Source organism: Ruegeria sp. YKSF070 (assembly GCF_059612725.1).
This window is the reverse complement of the sequence record NZ_JBXWRD010000015.1, coordinates 25,148-46,680: the sequence shown is the minus strand read 5'-3', so window position 1 is coordinate 46,680 and position 21,533 is coordinate 25,148. Positions and strand designations below refer to the sequence as shown.

General features: G+C 60.4%; 26 protein-coding genes. 9 read left to right on the top strand and 17 right to left on the bottom strand.

Annotated elements, in window-relative coordinates:
- Positions 1-10: 10 nt before the first annotated feature.
- The 6 genes from AC2FL1_RS10385 to AC2FL1_RS10360 all read right to left on the bottom strand — a co-directional run bounded on the left by AC2FL1_RS10385 (position 11) and on the right by AC2FL1_RS10360 (position 6,463).
- Positions 11-814, bottom strand: a complete 804-nt coding sequence (locus tag AC2FL1_RS10385; protein ID WP_496827209.1) for a ParA family protein — start codon at positions 812-814, stop codon at positions 11-13.
- Positions 807-1,421: a 16S rRNA (guanine(527)-N(7))-methyltransferase RsmG gene (gene rsmG, locus AC2FL1_RS10380; RefSeq protein ID WP_496876861.1), complete on the bottom strand. Its 615-nt coding sequence runs from the start codon at positions 1,419-1,421 to the stop codon at positions 807-809. Before rsmG ends, AC2FL1_RS10385 begins: the two co-directional genes overlap by 8 nt.
- Positions 1,418-3,286, bottom strand: coding sequence for a tRNA uridine-5-carboxymethylaminomethyl(34) synthesis enzyme MnmG (gene mnmG / locus AC2FL1_RS10375; RefSeq protein WP_496876860.1), 1,869 nt, complete (start codon positions 3,284-3,286; stop codon positions 1,418-1,420). Before mnmG ends, rsmG begins: the two co-directional genes overlap by 4 nt.
- A gap of 12 nt (positions 3,287-3,298) precedes the next feature.
- The gene (gene mnmE / locus AC2FL1_RS10370) at positions 3,299-4,585 is read right to left on the bottom strand and encodes a tRNA uridine-5-carboxymethylaminomethyl(34) synthesis GTPase MnmE (protein ID WP_496876859.1); all 1,287 of its coding nucleotides are present in this window, start codon (positions 4,583-4,585) and stop codon (positions 3,299-3,301) included.
- 31 nt (positions 4,586-4,616) lie between these two features.
- Complete coding sequence (gene rho, locus AC2FL1_RS10365; RefSeq protein WP_496827203.1) at positions 4,617-5,888, bottom strand: transcription termination factor Rho; 1,272 nt, start codon at positions 5,886-5,888, stop codon at positions 4,617-4,619.
- A 125-nt stretch (positions 5,889-6,013) separates the two neighbouring features.
- Complete coding sequence (locus AC2FL1_RS10360; RefSeq protein ID WP_496827201.1) at positions 6,014-6,463, bottom strand: CopD family protein; 450 nt, start codon at positions 6,461-6,463, stop codon at positions 6,014-6,016.
- A 412-nt stretch (positions 6,464-6,875) separates the two neighbouring features.
- Between AC2FL1_RS10360 and AC2FL1_RS10355 the strand changes: the two genes are divergently transcribed.
- Genes AC2FL1_RS10355 through dnaQ form a run of 4 tightly spaced genes read left to right on the top strand, consistent with a single transcriptional unit; the run spans position 6,876 to position 9,613 of the window.
- The gene (locus AC2FL1_RS10355) at positions 6,876-7,475 is read left to right on the top strand and encodes a Maf family protein (RefSeq protein WP_496827199.1); all 600 of its coding nucleotides are present in this window, start codon (positions 6,876-6,878) and stop codon (positions 7,473-7,475) included.
- Positions 7,472-8,305 carry a shikimate dehydrogenase gene (locus tag AC2FL1_RS10350; RefSeq protein WP_496827197.1) on the top strand — a complete coding sequence of 278 codons (834 nt, stop codon included), beginning with the start codon at positions 7,472-7,474 and terminating at the stop codon, positions 8,303-8,305. Before AC2FL1_RS10355 ends, AC2FL1_RS10350 begins: the two co-directional genes overlap by 4 nt.
- Complete coding sequence (coaE, locus tag AC2FL1_RS10345; RefSeq protein WP_496876858.1) at positions 8,302-8,895, top strand: dephospho-CoA kinase; 594 nt, start codon at positions 8,302-8,304, stop codon at positions 8,893-8,895. The genes AC2FL1_RS10350 and coaE overlap by 4 nt, the downstream gene beginning before the upstream one ends.
- Complete coding sequence (gene dnaQ / locus AC2FL1_RS10340) at positions 8,888-9,613, top strand: DNA polymerase III subunit epsilon (RefSeq protein WP_496827193.1); 726 nt, start codon at positions 8,888-8,890, stop codon at positions 9,611-9,613. Before coaE ends, dnaQ begins: the two co-directional genes overlap by 8 nt.
- Positions 9,614-9,637: 24 nt before the next feature.
- Here dnaQ and secB read toward each other — a convergent pair whose 3' ends face one another.
- The gene (secB, locus tag AC2FL1_RS10335; protein WP_496857123.1) at positions 9,638-10,135 is read right to left on the bottom strand and encodes a protein-export chaperone SecB; all 498 of its coding nucleotides are present in this window, start codon (positions 10,133-10,135) and stop codon (positions 9,638-9,640) included.
- A gap of 54 nt (positions 10,136-10,189) precedes the next feature.
- Positions 10,190-10,687, bottom strand: coding sequence for an FxsA family protein (locus AC2FL1_RS10330; protein WP_496827189.1), 498 nt, complete (start codon positions 10,685-10,687; stop codon positions 10,190-10,192).
- 109 nt (positions 10,688-10,796) lie between these two features.
- Between AC2FL1_RS10330 and AC2FL1_RS10325 the strand changes: the two genes are divergently transcribed.
- From AC2FL1_RS10325 to AC2FL1_RS10315, 3 genes are read left to right on the top strand one after another with little or no spacing between them, the layout of a single operon-like run.
- Positions 10,797-11,453 carry a Tim44/TimA family putative adaptor protein gene (locus AC2FL1_RS10325; protein ID WP_496827187.1) on the top strand — a complete coding sequence of 219 codons (657 nt, stop codon included), beginning with the start codon at positions 10,797-10,799 and terminating at the stop codon, positions 11,451-11,453.
- Positions 11,450-12,490, top strand: a complete 1,041-nt coding sequence (mltA, locus tag AC2FL1_RS10320; protein ID WP_496827185.1) for a murein transglycosylase A — start codon at positions 11,450-11,452, stop codon at positions 12,488-12,490. The genes AC2FL1_RS10325 and mltA overlap by 4 nt, the downstream gene beginning before the upstream one ends.
- A complete protein-coding gene (locus AC2FL1_RS10315; protein WP_496876857.1) occupies positions 12,490-13,080 on the top strand; it encodes a Smr/MutS family protein in 591 nt (196 codons plus the stop codon). Before mltA ends, AC2FL1_RS10315 begins: the two co-directional genes overlap by 1 nt.
- Here the strand turns inward: AC2FL1_RS10315 and AC2FL1_RS10310 are convergent.
- Positions 13,077-14,180 (bottom strand): alpha/beta hydrolase, encoded by a 1,104-nt coding sequence (locus tag AC2FL1_RS10310; RefSeq protein ID WP_496827181.1) that lies wholly within the window; start codon positions 14,178-14,180, stop codon positions 13,077-13,079. The genes AC2FL1_RS10315 and AC2FL1_RS10310 overlap by 4 nt on opposite strands.
- 32 nt (positions 14,181-14,212) lie before the next feature.
- On the bottom strand, positions 14,213-15,520 hold the full coding sequence (hslU, locus tag AC2FL1_RS10305) for an ATP-dependent protease ATPase subunit HslU (RefSeq protein WP_496876856.1): 1,308 nt from the start codon (positions 15,518-15,520) through the stop codon (positions 14,213-14,215).
- A gap of 191 nt (positions 15,521-15,711) precedes the next feature.
- Between hslU and AC2FL1_RS10300 the strand changes: the two genes are divergently transcribed.
- Positions 15,712-16,101: a DM13 domain-containing protein gene (locus AC2FL1_RS10300; RefSeq protein WP_496827177.1), complete on the top strand. Its 390-nt coding sequence runs from the start codon at positions 15,712-15,714 to the stop codon at positions 16,099-16,101.
- Between the two features lie 57 nt (positions 16,102-16,158).
- Here the strand turns inward: AC2FL1_RS10300 and hslV are convergent, their stop codons facing one another.
- On the bottom strand, positions 16,159-16,716 hold the full coding sequence (gene hslV, locus AC2FL1_RS10295) for an ATP-dependent protease subunit HslV (RefSeq protein ID WP_496827176.1): 558 nt from the start codon (positions 16,714-16,716) through the stop codon (positions 16,159-16,161).
- Positions 16,717-16,911: 195 nt separating this feature from the next.
- Here hslV and AC2FL1_RS10290 point away from each other — a divergent pair, with 195 nt between their 5' ends.
- Positions 16,912-17,106: a DUF1127 domain-containing protein gene (locus AC2FL1_RS10290; protein WP_234139135.1), complete on the top strand. Its 195-nt coding sequence runs from the start codon at positions 16,912-16,914 to the stop codon at positions 17,104-17,106.
- 72 nt (positions 17,107-17,178) lie between these two features.
- Here AC2FL1_RS10290 and arsJ read toward each other — a convergent pair whose 3' ends face one another.
- From arsJ to trxA, 6 genes are all read right to left on the bottom strand, one after another.
- Positions 17,179-18,453, bottom strand: coding sequence for an organoarsenical effux MFS transporter ArsJ (gene arsJ / locus AC2FL1_RS10285; protein WP_496876855.1), 1,275 nt, complete (start codon positions 18,451-18,453; stop codon positions 17,179-17,181).
- The gene (locus tag AC2FL1_RS10280; RefSeq protein WP_496876854.1) at positions 18,450-19,448 is read right to left on the bottom strand and encodes an ArsJ-associated glyceraldehyde-3-phosphate dehydrogenase; all 999 of its coding nucleotides are present in this window, start codon (positions 19,446-19,448) and stop codon (positions 18,450-18,452) included. The genes arsJ and AC2FL1_RS10280 overlap by 4 nt, the downstream gene beginning before the upstream one ends.
- A 33-nt stretch (positions 19,449-19,481) precedes the next feature.
- Complete coding sequence (locus AC2FL1_RS10275) at positions 19,482-20,312, bottom strand: arsenate reductase/protein-tyrosine-phosphatase family protein (RefSeq protein WP_496876853.1); 831 nt, start codon at positions 20,310-20,312, stop codon at positions 19,482-19,484.
- Between the two features lie 80 nt (positions 20,313-20,392).
- Positions 20,393-20,770 (bottom strand): Lin0512 family protein, encoded by a 378-nt coding sequence (locus AC2FL1_RS10270; protein ID WP_496876852.1) that lies wholly within the window; start codon positions 20,768-20,770, stop codon positions 20,393-20,395.
- The gene (locus AC2FL1_RS10265) at positions 20,767-21,117 is read right to left on the bottom strand and encodes a Lin0512 family protein (protein ID WP_496876851.1); all 351 of its coding nucleotides are present in this window, start codon (positions 21,115-21,117) and stop codon (positions 20,767-20,769) included. The genes AC2FL1_RS10270 and AC2FL1_RS10265 overlap by 4 nt, the downstream gene beginning before the upstream one ends.
- A gap of 87 nt (positions 21,118-21,204) precedes the next feature.
- A complete protein-coding gene (gene trxA / locus AC2FL1_RS10260) occupies positions 21,205-21,525 on the bottom strand; it encodes a thioredoxin (protein ID WP_011049545.1) in 321 nt (106 codons plus the stop codon).
- Positions 21,526-21,533 lie beyond the last annotated feature (8 nt).

Below are 21,533 nucleotides of genomic sequence, written 5' to 3'. Positions count from 1 at the left end.
TCTACCGCGTTCAGGCGGCGATCTTTTTATGTTTCTTCATCAATTCGGCAGCCAGGTCACGATAAGCCAACGCGCCCAGAGAGTTCGGATCATAGCTAAGCACGGGCATTGCAAAAGATGGCGCCTCGCTGACTCGCACATTGCGCGGTATCTTGGTCTCGAACACCAGATCACCCAGATTGTCGCGCGCATCCTTTTCGACCTGCTGCGACAGGTTGTTGCGGCGGTCGTACATGGTCAGCACGATACCCTCGATCCGCAGATTGGGGTTCGCCGCCTGACGCACCTCGCGGATGGTCAGCATCAGTTGCGACAAGCCCTCTAGCGCAAAGAATTCACTCTGCAACGGTACCAATACGGAATGCGCGGCGACCATTGCATTGACCGTCAACAGGTTCAGCGACGGCGGGCAATCGATCAGGATATAGTCCCACAAGTAGGCATCCATTGCTGTCTGACGCAGTGCATCATGAAGCAGGAAGCTTCGTTTCTCGTTCGAGATCAATTCAATATCCGCCGAGCTGAGATCGACTGTCGCCGGAACGATCGCAAGTCCTTCGATGTTGGTTTCTTGGATAACGGAATTCAGTGGCGCGTCATCCACCAGCAACTCATAGGTCGTCAGGTCACGTTCATCCACGCCCAACCCGGTCGATGCATTCCCTTGTGGATCGAGGTCGACCACAAGAACGCGCTGGCCCGCTTCGACCAGCGCTGCAGCAAGGTTGATGGCTGTTGTGGTCTTTCCCACGCCGCCTTTCTGGTTGGCGACCGCTATGATCCGGGGTCCGACTGGACGGGAAAGATCAGACACGCGTGACTCCTGTTATCTTCAAAAGAACGGCCTGGGGCTCGGTTAAACTAGTAACCGCGTCGTAGGAGAAATTCCATTGCTTCGCGGCATCTTGTATCTCTTTTTTCCAGTTGGCGCCCTTGGGGAACAGCGCAGTTCCACCAGATTTCAGGTGCCTTTCGGCGAAACCCAGCAACCCTGTCAGATCAGTCAGAGCACGGGCAGAAAGTATATCTGCGTTCAGTGGATCCAATGCCTCGATACGTTGCGAGATTACTTGGCAGTTTACGCCACACTCCCTGGCGGCACTACGAAGAAACGCGGACTTTCTCTGGTCGCTTTCTACACAGACAAATCGTGTATCCGGCATCTCCTCGGCACCAAGAATGGCGCAGATCATGCCGGGAAATCCGCCGCCGCTGCCCAGATCAACCCAAAGCCCACCAACTGGTGCATTGCGAAACACCTGGATTGAATCGATGATATGACGCGTCCAGAGGTCATCCAGGCTGCGTTTGGAAACCAGATTGATGCGCGGATTCCACTTTTTCACCAGCTCGGCAAAGATCGACAGCCGGTCGAATGTTTCACGTGAAACATTCAAGCTTTCCGCGTTGTGGGTTGTCATGCGGTGCGTACCTTGTCGATCTTTCGCAGATGGGCCAGGATCAAAGCAAGCGCCGCTGGCGTCATCCCCTCAACCCGCCCCGCCTGAGCGATATTCTCGGGTCGTGCGGAAGTGAGTTTTTGCTTCAACTCATTCGACAGCCCGTCAAGTACCAGAAAGTCGAAATCTGCGGGGATCACGAGCGCCTCGTCTCGTTTCATTGCTTGGACATCACGCTCTTGCCGGGTGATATAGTTTGCGTATAGCGCGTCACGCTCCACCTGCGACCGTGTCTCTTCGTCGGTGTCAGCAAGTTCGGGTAGCAATGATGCAATTTCAGCGAAGCCGACATCAGGAAAAGCAAGAACCGCAAGGCCGTTTCGCCGATTCCCATCCTGGCTGATAGTGATCCCAGCCGCAGCGATTTCCTTGGGGGTAAAGCTACTCTCCTGGAGAATGGTGGTGACCTTGGCGAGCTTCTCGGATTTCAGTGCAAAAGCCGTGCGCCGACGCTCTCCGACACAACCAACGTCAATCCCCATCGGCGTCAGCCTTTGATCGGCGTTATCCGCCCGCAACGACAACCGAAATTCGGCCCGAGAAGTGAACATGCGGTAAGGTTCAGCGACACCGCGCGTTGTAAGGTCGTCAATCATCACGCCGATATAGCTATTCGCTCGGCTGAAAGGGACTGGATCACGGTCGAGGATCATCGTTGCCGCATTCAACCCGGCGACCAAACCCTGAGCGGCGGCCTCTTCGTAACCGGTTGTCCCATTGATTTGACCAGCCAGATACAGGCCAGGCACATCAGGTAGCGAAAGCTGAGAAGTCAAAGAACGTGGATCAACATAGTCGTATTCGATCGCATAGCCTGGTTGAAGAATTTCGACATTCTCCAGGCCGTGAATCGAGCGGACATAACTCTCTTGAACATCCACCGGCAGCGAAGTCGAGATACCGTTCGGATAGACCGTGTGGTCCTCCAATCCTTCGGGCTCAAGGAATATCTGATGCGATTCCTTCTCGGAGAAGCGTACGATTTTATCCTCGATCGACGGACAATACCTGGGACCGACCCCCTCGATATGCCCTCCGTACATCGCGGAACGGTTCAGGTTCTCGCGGATGATGTCGTGGGTTCGGGCATTCGTATGCGTAATCCCGCAGGCGATCTGGCGGGCGAAAACACCTTTGGAGAGAAAGGAGAACAACACGGGCTCCTCGTCTCCATCCTGCCGCTCCAATATCGACCAGTCTATGGTACGGCCATCAAGGCGAGGCGGTGTCCCTGTCTTGAGGCGCCCCATTGGCAAATCAAAACCAGCGAGACGCTCAGCCAGCTGTATCGAAGGTCGATCTCCCATTCGCCCACCGGGACGTGAGACATCCCCGATGTGAATGATCCCTCGCAAGAATGTTCCCGAGGTCAGAATCACAGCTTTTGATGAAATCTCTGATCCGTCTGCCAGGACAACACCAGCGACGCGATTTCCCAGCATTCGAAAGTCGGTTACCTCACCCTCGATGAGGGTCAAACCGGATCGATTGCGTGTCTCCTCTTGCATCGCGAGGCGGTAATGCTTGCGGTCAGCTTGCGCCCGAGGTCCTTGAACTGCTGGGCCCTTGCGCCGGTTCAACAGGCGAAACTGGATCCCCGCCTTGTCCGCCACGCGCCCCATCACGCCATCCATCGCATCGATCTCGCGCACGAGATGACCCTTGCCGAGCCCACCAATGGCGGGATTACAGGACATCACGCCGATATCACGTTCGGACAAAGAGACCAGTGCCGTCCGCATTCCCATGCGTGCGGCGGCATGCGCTGCTTCGGCACCGGCATGCCCGGCTCCGATTACCAAGACATCAAAATCCGAATGTTTCACGTGAAACACTCCTTATTTACCAAGGCAGAAGGACGCAAAGATTTCGTCCAACAAGGTTTCCACACCTATGCGTCCGACCAACGACTCCAACGCACGAATAGCTGTTCGCAGCTCTTCTGCGGCAATATCATACAGGTCCGGACCTGATTCCAGAACAGCACCAGTGCGCTCCAAAGCATCCAATGCCGATTTCATCGCAACGCGGTGACGTTCACGGGTGGCTATCCCAGCACTCGCAGAGCGGGTCTTGAGTACTGTCGATATTTGTTGGACCAGTTGATCCACCCCCTGCCCCGTAACACCCGACACCGCGTTTTCCGCGGTCGGCCTCTGATCGGCTTTCGGCAAGACGTGCAAATCGCCGGGCTGCCGCGTCACGCCCATAGCGGCGATATCCTCGGTCAAGAATACGCGCAGGTCGGCCCGATCTGCGCGACGGCGAGCCAAGGCGATGCCCATCCCTTCGACCAGATCGCCGGTTTCGCGCAGACCCGCTGTATCGAGCAGAGTGACCGGCAAACCACCCAAGTCCATCCGAACCTCGATCACGTCGCGGGTGGTTCCCGCCACTTCTGACGTGAGCGCCGCCTCTCGACCCGCCAACATGTTCAACAAGGTAGACTTTCCAGCATTCGGCGGACCGATGATCGCAACTTCGAAACCCGTACGAATACGCTCGGCTATGCGAACCCCGGCAATCTCTCGTTCGAGATCCGAACGCACCTTTGTCAACAATTCCCGCACCTCGGGGCTGACGTCTGTTGGTACCTCTTCATCGGCAAAGTCAATCACCGCTTCCAACAGGGCTGCGGCGCGAATCAGCTTTGCGCGCCAACTCTCTGCCAGCTGACCCAAGGCTCCTGACAAGATCGCCTGTGCCTGTTTGCGCTGCGCCTCGGTTTCAGCATCAATAAGATCGGCAAGCCCTTCGACCTGCGGCAAGGTCATCTTGCCGTTTTCCAGCGCACGACGGGTGAATTCTCCGGGCTCAGCCAAGCGCAAACCGTCCTGGTCACCAAGGCATCGCAAGACAGCTTCCGTTGTTGCAAGGCTACCGTGGATTTGGAATTCGGCGACATCCTCGCCGGTGAAACTGGCAGGTGCGGCAAAGGTCAGCACCACACCATCATCCAGGCGGGCGCCCTGCGAATCCTTAAGCTGCCGGACAGACAGGCCCCGCGACGGCAGGTCGGACCCCGCCAGCAGGCAGGCGGTCTGATAGGCGCGCGGACCCGACAGGCGGATGACTGCAACACCCGCCTTGCCCTGCGCCGTGGCCAAGGCAAAAATAGTGTCCATATCCTTGCCCTCGCGTTGCTGGGATACCGGATCAGGTATTCATCGAATCGAAGAATTCGCCGTTTGTCTTGGTCTGTTTCAGCTTAGACAGCAGGAACTCGATCGCATCTGTTGTGCCCATAGGATTGAGGATCCGCCGCAGGACAAAAGTCTTTTGCAGATCACTCTTGTCAACCAACAGATCCTCTTTCCGGGTGCCGGATTTCAGGATGTCGATAGCCGGGAATACCCGCTTGTCGGCGATTTTCCGATCCAGCACCAGTTCGGAGTTACCGGTACCCTTGAACTCTTCAAAGATTACTTCGTCCATCCGGCTGCCGGTATCGATCAGCGCGGTTGCGATGATGGTCAGCGAGCCGCCCTCTTCGATATTCCGGGCCGCACCAAAGAACCGCTTGGGCCGTTGCAGCGCGTTTGCATCCACACCACCAGTCAGAACCTTACCCGAGGACGGCACAACGGTGTTAAAGGCCCTACCAAGTCTTGTGATCGAGTCGAGGAGGATAACAACATCTCGTTTATGTTCGACCAGACGCTTGGCCTTTTCGATCACCATTTCCGACACCGCCACGTGACGCGCGGCCGGTTCGTCAAAGGTCGAGGACACCACCTCGCCCTTGACCGAACGCTGCATGTCGGTGACTTCTTCGGGGCGTTCGTCGATCAGCAGAACGATCAGATAGCACTCCGGATGGTTCTTCTCGATCGAGTGGGCGATGTTTTGCAGGATCACGGTCTTACCTGTCCGCGGCGGCGCCACGATCAGCGAACGCTGCCCCTTGCCGATCGGCGCGACCAGGTCGATCACCCGGGCCGAGCGGTCCTTGATGGTCGGATCCTCAATCTCCATCTTCAGCCGCTCATCCGGGTAAAGCGGCGTCAGGTTGTCGAACGCGATCTTGTGCCGCGCCTTTTCGGGATCTTCGAAATTGATCTTGGTGACATTGGTCAGTGCAAAATAGCGCTCGTTGTCGTCAGGCGCCTTGATCTCACCCTCGACCGTGTCACCGGTACGCAAGGAATACTGGCGGATCATGTCGGGCGAGACATAGATGTCATCGGGACCCGGCAGATAGTTCGCCTCGGGAGAGCGCAGGAACCCAAAGCCGTCCTGTAGCACCTCAAGCACGCCATCGCCGCCGATGGTCCATCCCTCATCCGCGCGCTCGCGCAGAATCTGGAACATCATCTCGCCCTTGCGCATGGTCGAGGCGTTTTCGATCTCCAGTTCCTCGGCCATGGACAGCAGGTCCTTGGGGCTCTTTGCCTTGAGATCGGCAAGATTCAGGGATTCGATCGTCATCGTATACGGACCCTCTGCCGCCCTGTGGCGGCGCTAGAACGGAATATGTGAACAGGAGACACGGATGCCCGGACGGGCGCGTTGACCCCTAGATAAGCGCGCTGGCAGGCAGAGTCAAAGGGGGATCAGAATTTCACGATCACCGACAGCACGATCACCACCATCAGCAGTGTCGGCACCTCGTTCATCATCCGGTACTGGCGCCCGGTCAATCGGTTTTGCCCTGACAGGAACGCGCGACGGCGCGCGTTGAGCCATCCGTGGAACCAGGTCATCGCAATGACGGACGCACCCTTGGTCCAGGGCCAGACCTCGCCCCAGTCGACGATTCCGGGCGTCAGAACCATGATCAGACCACAGACCCAGGACACGATCATCGCCGGGCGCATGATCACGCGGATCAGCTTCTCTTCCATCTCGTGGAAGATCGCCGGTGCCTCCTGCACCTTCTCAGCCTTTTCGACGTGATAGACAAAGAGCCGGGGCAGATAGAACAGACCGGCCATCCAGCTGATCACGGCCATGATGTGTAGGGATTTGACCCATGGGTACAAGGTGAACAGCAGGTCGGTCATCATGTCTCTCTTCGGGGTCTTGGCCTCGTATCTAATAATAAAAAAGAAAAGAAGAAAGATTGATGGTTTTGTAGGCTGGCCTGTTTTCGTGGATAAATGTTCTCTCCTAGCGGTTTTCCCCAATGTGAGGAAGTTTTTACCTTGTTCCGCGATCCTGTGGAAAATTTTGCCTATATCCTTTAAAAACAGATACTTAAGAAACTTCTCATAGAGGAACAAATTCGGGTAGATACTGGGGAGCTGCGCGTATAGCCAAGGTTATCCCGCAAGCCAGGGTTATCCTTGTCCATACTGGATGGAGCCCGGGCGACTCGGGTGAGATTTCTGCATTTTCCCCGGGCTTGCACGTCAAGCCGAAAAGCATGAAAAACCGTACCAGAGCGATCACCAGATTTCCCACGGGGTTTTCCACATGACTGTCCCCCTCATCCTGGCATCCGGTTCGACCATCCGGGCCCAGTTGCTGGAAAACGCGGCCGTCCCCTTTACCAAGGATGTACCGCGCGTCGATGAAGAATCGGTAAAGGCAGCCCTGCTGGCCGAGGGTGCACCGCCGCGCGATATCGCCGACGCCCTGGCCGAGATGAAGGCGCGCAAGATCAGCGACAAGCATCCCGGCGCCATGGTGTTGGGATGTGATCAGGTGCTCGATTTCCAGGGCAGGCTGTTGTCGAAACCCGACAGCCCCGAGACCGCTCTGGCCGAGTTGCAACAGATGAGCGGTCAGCGGCACATGCTGCTGTCAGCGGCGGTGATCTACGAAAACGGGCAACCCGTCTGGCGCCATGTGGGGCAGGTCCGGCTAAGGATGCGGGTCCTGTCCGACAACTATCTGACCGGCTATGTGACGCGCAACTGGGACAGCATCCGCCACGCCGTCGGCGGCTACAAGCTTGAGGAAGAGGGCGTACGCCTGTTCTCAGCCATTGACGGGGACCACTTTAACGTTTTGGGTATGCCCCTGTTGGAACTGCTCAATTTTCTGGCGTTGCGCGGAGTGATTGACACATGACCGAGAACCGGATTCCGCTGGCTGGCGTGATCGGCCACCCGATTTCGCATTCGAAATCTCCCCGGTTGCATGGCCACTGGCTCAAGACCTATGGCATCAATGGCCATTACATCCCGATGGATGTAGCGCCGTCGGATCTGGCGCAGGTGCTGCGTACCCTGCCCAAGGCCGGGTTCGTGGGTGTCAACATCACCATTCCGCATAAGGAGGCGGTGATGGCGGTTGCCGATCAGATCACCGACCGCGCCACGCTGATCGGCGCGGTCAATACGCTGATCTTTCGCGAAGACGGGCGGATCCTTGCCGACAACACCGATGGCTATGGGTTTATGGAGAACCTGCGCGCCGGGGCCCCCGACTGGGACCCGAAATCAGGGCCCGCGGTGGTGTTCGGCGCGGGCGGTGCCGCACGGGCGGTGATCTCGGCCCTGGCCGAGGCCGGCGTGCCCGAGGTGATCGTCACCAACCGGACCCGCGTGCGCGCCGACAAGCTCAAGGATGATTTCGGCCAGCGGGTCACAGTGGCGGACTGGGTTCAGGCCGGCAACGTGGTCGAGGACGCACGCCTGGTGGTGAACACAACGTCTCTAGGGATGATCGGAAAGCCTGAGCTGCGGGTGCCACTGGACGGGTTGCGCGCGGATGCTGTGGTGACCGATCTGGTCTATGCGCCGCTCAAGACCCGTCTTCTGGCCGAGGCCGAAGAAATGGGATGCACCACGGTCGACGGGTTGGGCATGCTGTTGCATCAGGCGGTGCCGGGATTCGAGCGCTGGTTCGGCGAACGACCGGTTGTCGATGCGGCCACACGGGCGGCCGCGCTCAGATGACATTTCGACTTGGCCTTACCGGCTCCATCGGCATGGGCAAATCCACCACGGCGCAGATGTTCGTGGACGAAGGTTGCGCACTGTGGGACGCGGATGCGGCAGTGCACAGCCTCTATTCCAGGGGCGGCGCGGCCGTTGCGCCGATGCGCGCGGCCTTTCCCGAGGCGGTGGTTGACGATGCGGTCTCCCGCCCGGCGCTGAAACACATCATCGCCCAGGATCCGCAGGCGTTGAAAAGGATCGAGGCCATCGTGCATCCGTTGGTGGCCGACGACCGCGCCCGGTTTCGTGATAGCACAACGGCGGATATCCTTGTTTTTGACATTCCGCTTCTGTTCGAAACCGGGGGTGAGGCTGCGATGGACGCGGTCGCCTGTGTCTCGATCCCGCCCGAGGAGCAAAAGGCGCGTGTGATGGCGCGCGGCACCATGACCGAGGCGCAGTTCGAACAGATACGGGCACAACAGATGCCGAACGAAGAAAAATGTGCGCGGTCCGATTTTGTGATCGTGACCGACACACTGGACCATGCCCGCGCGCAGGTGCAGGATATCGTCAGGCAGATACGGGCGGGGAACAGCCATGCGTGAGATCGTACTCGACACCGAAACCACCGGCTTTGACCCTGAAACCGGCGATCGTATTGTCGAGATTGGCGCGGTCGAACTGTGGAACCACATCGCCACTGGCAACACTTATCACCAGTATATCAATCCCGAACGGATGATGCCCGCCGAGGCATTTGGCGTGCACGGGATCGGACCCGACATCCTGGAGCCGCCGCAACAGCCCGAACCGGGCCAAGTGACCCTGCGGGACAAGCCGGTCTTTGCCAAGGTTGGTCAGGCGTTTCGCGATTTCGTGGCGGATTCCCATTTGGTCATCCACAACGCGTCCTTCGACATGAAGTTCCTGAATGCCGAACTGCGCTGGATGGGCCTGCCCGAGATTCCGTTCGATCGGGCCATCGACACGCTGGGCATGGCGCGGCGCAAATTTCCGGGTTCGCCCGCCACGCTGGACGCTCTGTGCCGCCGGTTCGGTATCGACAACTCGAACCGTGTGTTGCACGGCGCACTGCTGGATGCCGAGATATTGGCCGAGGTCTATCTGGAGCTGATTGGCGGCAAGCAGCCCGATTTCGGACTGTCGACTGTGGCAAGCAGCGGTGGCACCGGTGCAGAGACCGCCTGGCGCCCCTCGCCAAGGCCAACCCCCCTGCCCGCCCGCATCACCGAGGCAGAGCGCGCGGCGCATGCCGAGTTTGTCGAGAAACTGGGGGAAAATGCGGTGTGGAAACGCGCCTGACCCAAGTCAGGCGCGCGTTCCGGATCAGGCGTCGGCCTTTTGTTCGGCCTGCGCGGCTGCTTGCTGGCGGGCCAGCTCCGAGCGGTACAGCGCCATGAAGTCGATATTGTCGAGGTTCAGCGGCGGATAGCCACCGTCGCGAGTGATATCGCTGACGATGCGGCGCAGGAACGGGAACAGCATCCGCGGGCATTCGATCAGCAGGAACGGATGCAACTGCTCGTTCGGCACGCCCTCGACATGGAAGATACCGCAATAGTCGATCTCGAACACGAACAGCACATCGTCCATGCCTTTGGCCTTGGACGTGATGTTCAGCTTGATCGCAACCTCGTACTGATTGTCGGTGCTGCGCTTCTTGGCATCCAGATTGACCTGGACATTTACGTCGGGTTGCACGTCGCCCGAGGCGCCGCGCTGTGCCATGACGTTTTCAAACGACATGTCACGAATGAACTGACCCAATACACGCATCTGGATCTGGGGCGGCTGCTGGGCAGCGGCGGCGTCGGTCTCGGCCATGAAATCCTCCGGCTTTACAAATTCGCCACTGCTTAACAGCTTGGCGCGACCGGCTCAATGCCGGTCCGGTCCCTCGACCCAGCCGGACGGGCCAGCGCCTTGTTCACGGTGAGGACGCACCTCTTCCCATTCGCCGTCGATCACGTCGCCGGTGTCATGATGTGACTGGCTCATTCCCGGTCCCGGCCCCATCTGAAAGCTGGCGACCTGAACGCGCGCGCGCAGATAGCGATAGACCGCGACCCGCACCGCCGGAACCAGCAGCGCAAATCCCAACGCATCGGTGAAAAACCCCGGCGTCAACAGTAATGCACCGGAAAACAGAATCATCGCCCCATGTGCCAGCGGCTCTGTCGGGTCGTCCAACTGATTGAAAGCACGGTTCAATTGGCCCAGCGCCATGCGACCCTGGGTCCGGACCAGCCATGTTCCCAGCACCGCAGTCAACACCACGATGGCAAGGGTCGGCAACAGCCCGATCGACCCGCCAACTTGTATGAACAGGGCGATCTCGATGATCGGAACCAGCAGGAAGGCCAGAAACAGATACATGCAGCGCGTCCTTTCGCCTATGGTCAATGGTGGACTTGCCCCCAACCGTTGCCTACATAGTGGTTCTAAGCCCAGGTTACAAAGTTTCTGGCCCGAGACCGAGGACATAATGAACTCTCCCCTGATCCAGCTTCTTGTGCTGGCCGGCATTGCCATTTTCCTGATTCTGCGCCTGAAAAGCGTGCTTGGAACCCGTGAAGGGTTCGAAAAACCGCCGGTGCCGAAGCAACCGGAAAACCGCGCGCGGCGCGATTTTGAGGTGATCGAAGGCGGCCCCGACCGTGACATCACCGACCATGTTCCCGAGGAAAGCCCGCAAGCCCAGGCGTTGGCGGCGATGAAACGGATTGAACCGGCTTTTTCGGTCAGTGAATTCGTGCAGGGTGCGCGCGGCGCCTACGAGATGATCGTAATGGGGTTCGAGCGTGGCAACCTGGATGAGATCGAGCCGTTTCTGGCCGAAGACGTCTTTGAAACCTTTGTCGGCGTCGTTGCAGCGCGCGAGGATCAGGGTCTTACGATCGAGGCGGAATTCGTCGGTGTGCGGGAAACCGCAATTCAGGACGTGCATTTCGATAAGGACGGCAACCGGGCCGAAATCACCATGCGTTTCGTGGGCGAACTGACCTCGGTTGTCCGTGATCGCGGCGGCGATGTGGTCGAAGGTAGCCCCACGACGGTTAAACGGCAAAAGGACGTCTGGACCTTTGCCCGCGTCATGGGCACCGATGATCCGAACTGGCTGCTTGTCGCTACGGACGCATGATTGGCGCGCTCCGGTCGGCTGTTCTGGCAGGTGCCATTATGACCGCCTCGGCCGGAGCGGCAGAGATTACGCATACCGTTCTCTCCTTTGACCAGCTGGACGGCTGGGCAGAAGACGATCACGCTGCCGCGCTCACCACCTTTCTGAACACCTGCGACCAGTTCAATGACCCCGATTGGCGCAGCCTGTGCGCCATGGCGCGCGAGGCAACGCACGAGACCGCGCGTGGTTTTTTTGAACTGCTGTTTCGTCCCGTTCTTATCGAGGATGGCCAGGATGCGTTGTTCACCGGGTATTTCGAACCTGAACTTGAGGGCGCCCGGTTCCCTTCGTCCCGCTATCGGTATCCGGTTTACAAGATGCCGCCCGAGGCGCGCGCCAGCAATCCATGGCTGGATCGGCGCCAGATACTGACCAGCGGAGTAATGGACAATCGCGGACTCGAGATTGCCTGGGTCGATGACCCGGTCGAGCTGTTCTTTCTGCAAATTCAGGGGTCAGGCCGCATTCGCCTGCCGGATGGGCAAACCGTGCGGCTGGGATATGGCGGCGCGAACGGGCATCCCTATCGGTCGATCGGGGTCGAACTGGTACGGCGCGGCATCTATTCCGCCCATCAGGTGAGCGCCCAGGTGATCAAGAACTGGGTCCGGCGAAACCCCGACGCCGGGACCGAGCTGCTCTATCACAACCCGTCTTATGTTTTCTTTCGCGAGTTGAAGCACCTGCCTTCGGATCTGGGGCCAGTGGGGGCGATGAACCGGTCGGTGACGCCGCTGCGCTCGATCGCGGTCGATCCCGCCTATACGCCGCTAGGTGCGCCGGTCTGGGTCGAAAAGAACGGCGCCGGGCTGATGCGGCGACTGATGATCGCGCAGGATACCGGATCGGCCATCAAGGGGGCGCAGCGGGCCGATATCTTCTTTGGCACTGGCGATGCGGCAGGACAGGCGGCGGGTACGCTGCGCGATCCGGGTCGCATGGTGGTTCTGTTGCCGATCCAGCGCGCCTATGCACTGTTGCCGGATGGGTACTGATGACCCGGAGAAAGCTGACACGGGATGAAATCGACCTCTGGCGCAAGGTCGTCCGGCAGGCCGACCGGCTGCACCCGGAACGTGTCGACGGGGTGCACCCGCAGACGCTGCCCAAACCGAAACCGACCAAACCGCTGCCGATGTCGCTGGAACCTTTCGAGCTAGGTCAATCGGCGCGCGTCAAATCCGCACGCCATGTGCTGACACCCTCGGTCACAGACCGGTTGTCGCGGACGCCGGTGCAGATGGATCCCAAGGCTTATACCCGGATGCGCCGGGGCAAGCTGAAACCCGAGGGAAAACTCGACCTGCACGGTATGCGCGTCGATACCGCCCACCCTGCCCTGACCCGCTTTATCCTGAGCGCCCAGGCCCAGGGCAAACGGCTGGTACTGGTGGTGACCGGCAAGGGCAAGTTTCGCGACGAGCCGGGACCCATCCCCACCCCGCGTGGGGTGCTGCGCCATCAGGTGCCGCAATGGCTGTCGCTACCTCCATTGGCGCAGGCGGTGCTCCAGGTGACACCCGCCCATATCAGCCACGGCGGCGAAGGTGCCTATTACGTCTATCTCCGGCGCAGCCGAAGTTAGCGGTCGTTGTTTTCCATCACCACGTCAAGGTTGTCACGCGCATAGGTGATGATGCCGGGAAAAGCGCGCTCCAGCGGCACATTTCCTGCCTCGAACAGTTCCGTCATGTTGCGTGCTTCGGCGATCATTGCCAGCAGCGTGGGCGAGGTGGCGGCGACGAAATGGCCCGATTCAGCCTCGTCCGAGAACTGGCTAGTATCGATTACCGCGACCGGCAGATCGGTGATCAGCGCCGCCGAGCCGATCTGACCCAGCCGTTCGCTGCTTTGCTTGCCGCGCAGTTGTCGCGACAAATTCAGCACATTGTCCTTTTCCGAAGCCATCACAACAAAGGGCTGTGGCACGGTTTTGATCCTGCGCATCTGGCTGCGGAACACGTCGAGATCCAAGTCGGGCGAGATCAGTATGACCCCGTCCAGATGACGCGCGGACCAGCCCGGAGTGGCGATCTCGATCTGGCGCAACGCCTCCATCAATAGGAAAGAGCCCATCGAATGGGCGACAACCGAGATCCGGTCTATCCGCTGTTCGCCCAGCTGGCGCAGCACGGTCTCCAGCCCGTCGCGGGCAAACACCGTGCTGTCCGCGTCATAGGCGTAGCCCAGTGCATGCCCCTTGCTGGGCCAGGAATAGACCATCAGTGACCCGGACATGTCGATGTCATGGGCCAGCTGGGCCGCCCGATAAGCGGTTTCGGTCTGGGTCGAGTTGAAACCGTGCACGAACAGCGTCAGCTCGCGCTCTCCTGCCGGTTGCCGCGCAAGTTCTTGCTTTAAGCGGGTGCGAAACACCTCGGGGCCGTCGAACACCGTCTGGCCCGCCAGGATGAACTGTTTTTCCGGGTTGGCCCGGCCATAGCCGAAATCGAGCCGCCCGGGTCGGCGGTCGGGCGGGATCGAGACGGTCAGTTCCAGCAGGCTCAGGTTTTCGGCGCGGTCCGGACCAAAGGAGCCGTCGCCCTTTTGCACCCGGGTGGTCGCGGCAAAGATGGTGGCGGGGCTGCCCACCGCCAGCGCCTCGGGCGTGATCGGCGTATAGCTGCGGTCGGTACAGCCCGACAACAGCGCCACACCCAGAATGATTGCAACCCGAAACCGCATCTCAGATCCTCGTTCCGGCGAAGACCTGTCCGCTACAGAACGTACCGGCTCAGGTCGGTCGAACGTGTCAGCTCTCCAAGATTCGTATCGACAAACCCTGCGTCCACCGTCACCGCCTCGCCCGAACGGTCGGGCGCGGTAAAGGAGAGTTCCTCGAATACGCGTTCCATCACCGTATAAAGGCGCCGCGCGCCAATATTCTCGACGCTCTGGTTCACCTCGGCGGCGATGCGGGCCAGCGCCGCGATACCGTCGGGGGTAAAGGCGACGGTCACCTTTTCGGTACCCATCAGCGCGGTATATTGCCGGGTCAGCGCATTGTCGGTCTCGGTCAGGATGCGTACGAAATCCTCTTCGGTCAGCGCGCGCAGCTCCACCCGGATTGGCAGCCGCCCCTGCAATTCGGGCAGCAGGTCGCTGGGTTTGGCAATGTGAAAGGCGCCGCTGGCGATGAACAGGATATGGTCGGTCTTGATCGGCCCGTATTTGGTGCTGACAGTTGTGCCCTCGATCAGCGGCAGCAGGTCACGCTGCACCCCCTCGCGGCTGACATCCGCGCCGCGCGCGTCCGAGCGGGCGCAGACCTTGTCGATTTCGTCCAGGAACACGATGCCGTTCTGCTCGACCGCTTCCAGCGCGGTCTTGTTGACCAACTCGTCATCCAGTAGCTTGTCGGCCTCTTCCCCGATCAGAATTTCATAGCTGTCGGCGACGCGCAGTTTCTTGCGAGTGGTGCGTCCGGCAAAGGCCTTGCCGAACAGGTCGCCCAGATTCATCATCCCCATATTGCCGCCGGGCTGGCCCGGGATTTCGAACATCGACATCGGGTTCGAACCGTCGGCGACCTCAAGCTCGATCACGGTGTCGTCCAGCTCGCCTGACTTTAGCTTCTTGCGGAACATCTCGCGCGTACCCTCGCGGGCGTCCTCACCGGCGATGGCGGTGATCACCCGATCCTCGGCCGCCTTGTGAGCGCGGGCGCGCACCTCGTCCCGCATATATTCGCGGGTTTGCACGATGGCCGCATCGGCCAGGTCACGGATGATCTGTTCCACATCGCGCCCGACATAGCCGACCTCGGTGAACTTGGTTGCCTCGACCTTGATGAAAGGTGCGCGCGCGAGTTTCGCCAGGCGGCGGCTGATCTCGGTCTTGCCCACGCCAGTGGGGCCGATCATCAGGATGTTCTTCGGGTACACCTCGTCGCGCAGGTCGTCAGCCAGCTGCTTGCGCCGCCAGCGGTTGCGCAGCGCCACGGCAACAGCGCGCTTGGCGTCCTTCTGTCCGATGATGAAACGGTCAAGCTCCGAGACGATCTCGCGCGGGGTCAGGTCGGTCATGTGCTCTCAATCTCGTTGTGTCGCCTCGGAACCTAAGCATGGGGGCCGAAAACACAAGCCGGTCACGCGACGTTCACCGCAGGACACGTGCTTTCAGCTATGCGTGAGGGTACCTTTCCGCCTACCGGGCGCCGGTTTATTTCTCGTCTTGCGCATCAGACGCTAAGTCCAATCAAGGGAATTCACCACTCATGATCACCCGTCGTTCTTTGTTTCTCACCGCCGCGGGAACTGCCGTAGCGCTCGCATCCGGCGCCGCCGCCTTTGCGGGCGGGGCCAAGGGTCAGTTCGAAGGCCGTTCCAACCATGTCACCTCCGGCTCGGTGAAGCTGGTGAAAGACGGCGAACGCTATGTGGTCGAACTGGGTGACGATTTCTCTCTCGATGGCGGACCGGATCCGCGCGTCGCATTTGGCAAGGACGGCCACTACGATCCGGACACCAAGCTGGGTGCGCTGCTGTCGCTGACCGGAAAGCAGCGTTATGCGGTGCCGCCGACCTGGGATGTTTCCGCCTATAACGAGGTCTACATCTGGTGCGACGTCGCCGGTGTGCCGCTGGGCGTTGCCAAGATTCACTAACGGGCGCCACCACTCACTCTCTCCGCCCGCGAGGCCGCGTCTTTGACGCGGCCTCACTTATTTAGAGATTGTCTCAACCGTCAGGTTGCCATTGGTATAAACGCAGATATCAGCGGCAATCGCCATGGCGGCGCGGGCCACCTGTTCGGCGTTCTTGTCGCTGTCCATCATCGCCCGCGCGGCGGCCAGCGCGAAATTCCCGCCCGACCCGATGGCGGCCACGTCATGCTCAGGCTCCAGCACGTCACCTGCGCCAGTGATCACGAACATGTCTTGCCCGTCGCTGACGATCAGCATCGCCTCGAGCTTTTGCAGGTACTTGTCGGTGCGCCAATCCTTGGCCAGCTCGACCGAGGCACGGGCCAGTTGCCCGGGGGTCGCCTCCAGCTTGGCCTCCAGCCGTTCGAGCAGGGTAAAGGCATCCGCCGTCGATCCGGCAAACCCCGCGACCACGTGATAGCCACCCGGCGACAGGCGCCGCACCTTGCGGGCGGTACCCTTGATCACGGTCTGGCCCAGACTGACCTGACCGTCGCCCGCGATCACCACTTCGCCGCCTTTCTTGACGCCGATGATCGTGGTGCCGTGCCAGCCCGGGAATTGATCGTCTGCCATGATTGCCTCCATCCTGTGTTGAGCCCGTATATGGGCCGTGGCGGGCGCAAGGGCAAGCTATGCATACTGCCTAGAAGTTATGCACGGATTGCATTTCGGGGCTGTCGAGCGGGCATTTGTAAGACTCGGACCCATCCCCTAGATGAGCCTCACAACCGACGCAGGGTCGGCTGTTTCATTCAAAGGAACGCGCAAATGGCATATACCACCAGCACCACAGCGCCGCTCGGAGCAGTCACCGTTCTCCGCGTGGTGGATTTCTTCTACTCGGCGAAAGAGGCCGTGGCATCCTGGAACGACTCGCGCCGCACCCGCAAGGCGCTGTCGGTTCTGACCGACGCCCAGTTGGACGACATTGGCCTGACCCGTGCCGACATCGCCAAGATCTGATCCATTCCCCACGGATCGACTTTAGAATGGCCGCTCGTGTTTCGGGCGGCTTTTTCTATTCCGGGCTATCGTTCATGTACTGCTATGGGCCGGTTCAGTGTGCAACCGGCCGGCGGCCAGCGCGCTGAGCGCCACCATCACCGCTGCGGTTCCCAGACAGGCGGGTACCCCGCCCAGCTGATAGGTCAGCCCGGACAGCAGTGTACCCAACAGCCGCCCCGCCGCATTTGCCATGTAGTAGAATCCCACATCCATGGTGACCCGCTCGTCCTTGGAAAAGGCGAGGATCAGGTAGGAATGCAGCGAGGAATTGACGGCGAAAAGCGCACCAAACACCAGCAGGCCCGATACCAGAACCACCGTCAGCCAGGGCTGTGGCCCGCCGGCCATCAAGGTCGCGCCCGTCAGAAGTGCCGGAACGAGGGCCAGCCACGCGGCCCAGTTGCGGGCTGCAGCGATCAGATCACCCTCGCCCCGCGATGCGGCGCGCAGCAGGCGCGGGGCCGAGGCCTGAATCGCGCCGTAGAACACGATCCACCCTGCCATGAACCCGCCGATGATGAAAAACGCGGCGCGGTTGCCCGCCTCGCTGCCATCGGACAGGACGGCATAGAAATAGACCGGGATGCCGACCACGAACCACACGTCGCGGGCGCCGAACAGAAACACCCGCGCCGCCGAGAGCCAGTTGATATTGGCGGATTTGGAGAAGACCTCGGAAAACTTGGCGCCCTTGCGGCCCTTGGGCAGGCCGGGGGGCATAGCGATCAGCACCGCCAGCAGGATCACCGCCAGAATGGCCGCCATGCCCAGTGTTGCAGCAGTGAATCCGGCGAACCCAAGCAGCACGGCGCCCAGAAGGAACCCCACGCCTTTGACCGCGTTCTTTGAGCCTGTCAGCACTGCGACCCAGCGAAACAGCCCGTCACCCTCTTTCGGGGCCAGCAGCTTGACCGCCGATTTCGAGGACATCTTGGCCAGGTCCTTTGCCACGCCTGACAGGCCCTGCACGACCATGACAAAGGCAACCGAGGTGGTGATCTGCCAGCCCGGATCCAGTTGCGACAAGGCCACCAGCGCGCCCACCTGAAGCGCCAGCCCGGCATAGAGCGTGGCCGCCAGCCCGAACCGGGCGGCGATCCAGCCCGCTGACAGGTTGGTGACCATGCCCGCGACCTCGTAGAGCACAAACAGATAGGCCAGTTGCACCGGGCTGAAGCCCATCATGTGGAAATGAAGCAGCACCAGCATGCGCAGGGCGCCATCGGTCAGCATAAAGGCCCAATAGGCGGCGGTGACGGCGAAATAGGCCGACAGCCCGCCGCGCTCGGACGGGGCCCGGGTCACAGGCTGTCACCCACCATGCAGGCCACATCGACCAATCGGTGGGCATAGCCCATCTCGTTGTCATACCAGGCATAGATTTTGACCTGGGTGCCATTCACCACCATGGTCGAAGGCGCATCCACGATCGAAGAGCGCGGATCGTTTGTATAATCGGCCGAGACCAGTGGCCGCTCTTCATATCCCAAGATTCCGTTCAGCGGCCCCTCGGCGGCGGCCTTGAACAGCGCGTTGACTTCTTCGGCGCTGGTCTCGCGGGCGACTTCGAACACGCAATCGGTGATCGAGGCATTCAGCAAGGGCACCCGCACCGCATGGCCGTTCAGCTTCCCCTTGAGTTCGGGATAGATCAGCGTGATCGCGGTGGCGCTGCCGGTGGTGGTGGGGATCAGCGAATTCAGTGCCGAGCGTGCCCGGCGCAGGTCCTTGGCGGGGCGGTCGACGATGGTCTGGGTATTGGTGACATCGTGGATCGTGGTGATCGAGCCGTGCCTGATCCCGATCCCCTCGTGCAGGACCTTGACCACCGGCGCCAGGCAATTGGTGGTACAGCTGGCGGCGGTGACGATCCGGTGGCGCGCGGGCTCATAGATATCGTGGTTCACGCCATAGACGATGTTTGCCGCATCGCCGTCCTTGACCGGGGCCGAGACCACCGCCTTTTTGACGCCCGCATCGAAATAGGGGGCCAGTTTCGCTTCGGTCTTGAAGACGCCCGTACAGTCGATCACCACATCCACCCCATTCAGCGGCAGGTCCTCGATCCGGCGGCTGGTGTGGACCGGAATGCGGGTGCCGTCGATGGTGATCGACTGGTCATCCCAGCCGAATTCGGCCTGCCAGCGCCCATGTACCGTGTCGAATTCCAGCAGATGCGCGAACATCTCGGGGCTGCCCACCGCATCGTTGATCCAGGCGATTTCTGCGCCGCGCTCCAGCAGCGGTTTCAGGGCCAGCTTGCCCATACGGCCAAGTCCATTCAGTGCGTAAACGGTCATGATAATTCCTTTGAAAAAACGGATCGGATTGTGTCAGGCCTCTCGGCTCAGATCATCGACAGCGCGTTGCAGGGAAATCCGGTCAAGCTGCTCGAAAGGCAGGTTGGCAAAGGCCTGAATGCGGTTCTTCAGCGTGCCATAGACCTGCTGAAAGGCGAGGCTTTTCTGCGCGTCATTGCCCTCGGCCTTGACCGGGTCAGGCATGCCCCAATGGGCCGAGATCGGTTGTCCCTGCCAGGCCGGGCATTCCTCGTTTGCGGCGCGGTCGCAGACGGTAAAGACGAAATCGAACTTTGGCGCCTCGGGGGTGGTGAACTCGGCAATGTTCTTGGCGCGCAATCCGGTCACGTCATGACCCTTGGCGCGCAGCACCTCGACCGCGTGAGAGTTCAGCTCGGAATAGGGCCTGGTCCCTGCGGAAAAGACGTTGAACCGGTCACCGCCTTCGTCCCGCAGCAGGGTCTCGGCAAAGATCGAGCGGGCGGAGTTGCCGGTGCAGATGAACAGGACATTGTATGTCGGGTGGGTCATGAGTGGGCTCGTCGCAAGAGGAGAGAAATCGGTTGGCGCGCACAATTCAGGGCGACCCCGGCAGCAATCCAGGAACAGCGCGTTCATCGTCTCACGCATCCCGTCCATATCCACCTGGTAAAGCAGCGAAGTGCCCTCGCGGGTCTGGGTCACCAGCCCCACCTGCACCAAAGCAGAAAGATATGACGATAATGTGCTGGGCTTCACATCCAGTGCGGCGCCGATTTCACCAGCGGCGACGCGTCCCGGATAGCGGCGCATCAGCAGGCGGAATACGGCCAGCCGTTGCGGATGCCCAAGGGTGGACAGGCGGAGGGGAATCGTTATTTCCATATTTCGCGTTTTATCGAAATAAAGGATTCGCGCAAGCCCCTTTGCGCTGTTCCTCCTGTTCACGCCCGGTTGAGGGTCGCTCAGGCCGGATCGTGCCGCATCAGCTGATATTTGCCCGCAAGGGAGGGCAGGAACGCCTCGATCGCGGCAGTTGCCACGACATGGTGGGTTCCGGTATCCGGGTCCGCCACGTCCAGCCCGCCCAGCACCGCGCGCAAAGTGGCAGCTCCGCGCTGCAGTTCGGCGGCGACGGCCTCGCAATCGACCTGATCAGGTCTCTGCACACCGATGGTCACCTGCACCCGCATCTGTCCGTGATCGATCCCCAGTTTCGAAATCAGCGTGATCGAGGAATGGTGCAGAGCGTCCTGAACCGCCCGCCGCGCCGCCTTGGTATAGTCCTGGCCATAGAGATCATTGCCGGTGCCCATCTCAAGGATCATCCGATGATCGCTCATCCCGCCGCCTCCATGTCAAAGGAAACGACCACCGCCGCATTGGCGATGACCGTGCGTCCGCCGCCCTGCGGCTTGTCGATATCCAGCCCGCCTTGCCGGACCGTGATATTGGGCTGGCCATAGGGAAAGATGGCGGCAAGCGCGGCCGTATCCACGGCCTCAGGTCGCTGTACGCCGATTTCTGCATCGACGATCATCGCCTCTTTCGGAAAGCCGAACAACTCGGCCATGTTGACCGAGTTGTGCCACAGCGCGTCCTTGAGAGCGCGCAGCGCCGCCTCCGTATTATCCTCGCGCCTGAGCGACGTGCCCATGCCGAATTCCACCAATACGCGCGTCTTAGCCATTCTGCCTCTCCTGCCATCGCCCGGAATTGGAACGAAAAAGAGGCGCCCGATACGGGGCGCCTCTTGGTTCATACCGTGAAACCGGCCTCAGATCGAGCTGTCGATCCAGTTCTGCAGTGCCGCCTTGGGCGCCGCACCAGCGCGGTTCGACACAACCTGACCGTCCTTGAAGATGAACAGGGCCGGAATACCCCGAACGCCCATCGCGGCGGCGGCATTGGGATTGCTGTCCACATCGACTTTGGCGATCTTCACCTTGCCGGCATATTCGGTTGCCAACTCTTCCAGGGCGGGGCCGATCTGTTTGCAGGGGCCGCACCATTCGGCCCAGAAATCCACCACTACGGGGATGTCCGAATTCTTGACTTCGGCGTCGAAGGTTGCGTCGGTGACGGCTACGGTGGACATGGTCTGTC

What these genes read in the sequence shown, in the direction of transcription:
- rsmG (WP_496876861.1), bottom strand. Translation starts at nt 1,421, where the DNA reads ATGACAACCCACAACGCGGAAAGCTTGAATGTTTCACGTGAAACATTC.
- mnmE (WP_496876859.1), bottom strand. Translation starts at nt 4,585, where the DNA reads ATGGACACTATTTTTGCCTTGGCCACGGCGCAGGGCAAGGCGGGTGTT.
- rho (WP_496827203.1), bottom strand. Translation starts at nt 5,888, where the DNA reads ATGACGATCGAATCCCTGAATCTTGCCGATCTCAAGGCAAAGAGCCCC.
- AC2FL1_RS10360 (WP_496827201.1), bottom strand. Translation starts at nt 6,463, where the DNA reads ATGACCGACCTGCTGTTCACCTTGTACCCATGGGTCAAATCCCTACAC.
- AC2FL1_RS10355 (WP_496827199.1), top strand. Translation starts at nt 6,876, where the DNA reads ATGACTGTCCCCCTCATCCTGGCATCCGGTTCGACCATCCGGGCCCAG.
- AC2FL1_RS10350 (WP_496827197.1), top strand. Translation starts at nt 7,472, where the DNA reads ATGACCGAGAACCGGATTCCGCTGGCTGGCGTGATCGGCCACCCGATT.
- coaE (WP_496876858.1), top strand. Translation starts at nt 8,302, where the DNA reads ATGACATTTCGACTTGGCCTTACCGGCTCCATCGGCATGGGCAAATCC.
- dnaQ (WP_496827193.1), top strand. Translation starts at nt 8,888, where the DNA reads ATGCGTGAGATCGTACTCGACACCGAAACCACCGGCTTTGACCCTGAA.
- secB (WP_496857123.1), bottom strand. Translation starts at nt 10,135, where the DNA reads ATGGCCGAGACCGACGCCGCCGCTGCCCAGCAGCCGCCCCAGATCCAG.
- AC2FL1_RS10330 (WP_496827189.1), bottom strand. Translation starts at nt 10,687, where the DNA reads ATGTATCTGTTTCTGGCCTTCCTGCTGGTTCCGATCATCGAGATCGCC.
- AC2FL1_RS10325 (WP_496827187.1), top strand. Translation starts at nt 10,797, where the DNA reads ATGAACTCTCCCCTGATCCAGCTTCTTGTGCTGGCCGGCATTGCCATT.
- mltA (WP_496827185.1), top strand. Translation starts at nt 11,450, where the DNA reads ATGATTGGCGCGCTCCGGTCGGCTGTTCTGGCAGGTGCCATTATGACC.
- AC2FL1_RS10315 (WP_496876857.1), top strand. Translation starts at nt 12,490, where the DNA reads ATGACCCGGAGAAAGCTGACACGGGATGAAATCGACCTCTGGCGCAAG.
- AC2FL1_RS10310 (WP_496827181.1), bottom strand. Translation starts at nt 14,180, where the DNA reads ATGCGGTTTCGGGTTGCAATCATTCTGGGTGTGGCGCTGTTGTCGGGC.
- hslU (WP_496876856.1), bottom strand. Translation starts at nt 15,520, where the DNA reads ATGACCGACCTGACCCCGCGCGAGATCGTCTCGGAGCTTGACCGTTTC.
- AC2FL1_RS10300 (WP_496827177.1), top strand. Translation starts at nt 15,712, where the DNA reads ATGATCACCCGTCGTTCTTTGTTTCTCACCGCCGCGGGAACTGCCGTA.
- hslV (WP_496827176.1), bottom strand. Translation starts at nt 16,716, where the DNA reads ATGGCAGACGATCAATTCCCGGGCTGGCACGGCACCACGATCATCGGC.
- AC2FL1_RS10290 (WP_234139135.1), top strand. Translation starts at nt 16,912, where the DNA reads ATGGCATATACCACCAGCACCACAGCGCCGCTCGGAGCAGTCACCGTT.
- AC2FL1_RS10280 (WP_496876854.1), bottom strand. Translation starts at nt 19,448, where the DNA reads ATGACCGTTTACGCACTGAATGGACTTGGCCGTATGGGCAAGCTGGCC.
- AC2FL1_RS10275 (WP_496876853.1), bottom strand. Translation starts at nt 20,312, where the DNA reads ATGGAAATAACGATTCCCCTCCGCCTGTCCACCCTTGGGCATCCGCAA.
- AC2FL1_RS10270 (WP_496876852.1), bottom strand. Translation starts at nt 20,770, where the DNA reads ATGAGCGATCATCGGATGATCCTTGAGATGGGCACCGGCAATGATCTC.
- AC2FL1_RS10265 (WP_496876851.1), bottom strand. Translation starts at nt 21,117, where the DNA reads ATGGCTAAGACGCGCGTATTGGTGGAATTCGGCATGGGCACGTCGCTC.
- trxA (WP_011049545.1), bottom strand. Translation starts at nt 21,525, where the DNA reads ATGTCCACCGTAGCCGTCACCGACGCAACCTTCGACGCCGAAGTCAAG.